The following is an 810-nucleotide window of genomic DNA, read 5'->3' on the forward strand; positions in this document are numbered from 1 at the left end:
GCGTGTTTGAGAAGATCGTTTAGGGTTCAAGGGCAGATGTAGCGGGGTTGGCGTCGTGCGGGTCCGCTCCGGGTGAGGCGGCGGGCCATCCCCGCGATGGCGGCCCAGCGGATCAGCGCCTCGGAGACGGCCGGATCGCGCTCGTAGTCGCGGGCCAGGCGGCGGCAGGCGGTCAGCCATGCCAAGGTCCGTTCCACCACCCAGCGCCGGGCGATGACGTTGAAGCCGGGCTTGTCCGCGGGCTTGCGCACGATCTCCAGGGTGGTGCGCAGCCGGTCGCGGGTCCAGTCCACCAGCCGCCCGGCGAACCCCTGGTCGGCGAACACATGCCGGATCGGGGTGGTCAGGTACGCCGACAGCAACGCGGTCTTGGCCCCGTCGCGGTCCTGCCAACTCGCGGCCAGCACCGTCACCGTCACCAGCAGGCCGGTGGTGTCGGTGACGATGAATCGCTTACGCCCGTTGACCTTCTTGCCCGCGTCGTATCCGCGGGTGGAGCGGCCCACGGTGTCGGCGCCTTTGACGCTTTGGGAGTCGATGAGCCCGGCGGAGGGTTCATCGGCGCGGCGGGCTTTGACGCGCAGCTCGGTCAGCAGGGTTTCGGTGACGCCGGCGGCCTCCCATTGCTGGAAGTACCAGTACACGGTCTGCCAGGGCGGCAGGTCGGTGGGCAGGTACCGCCACGGGCATCCCGATCGCACGACGTACAGGATGGCGTTGACGATCTCCCGGCGCGGGTGCTTTTCCGGGCGTCCGCCGGTGTTCGGCTCGGGCAGCAGCGGCTCGATCAGTTCCCACTGGGCGTCGGTC

At 69.6% G+C, this 810-nt stretch carries 1 protein-coding gene; it reads right to left on the reverse strand.

The window, feature by feature from the left end; genetic code table 11:
- Positions 1-26: 26 nt before the first annotated feature.
- Positions 27-810 (reverse strand): IS5 family transposase (locus C1I98_RS39405; protein WP_111172240.1); only part of this gene is annotated, 784 nt, incomplete at its 5' end.

Source organism: Spongiactinospora gelatinilytica (assembly GCF_003236385.1).
Classification (GTDB): Bacteria; Actinomycetota; Actinomycetes; order Streptosporangiales; family Streptosporangiaceae; genus Spongiactinospora; species Spongiactinospora gelatinilytica.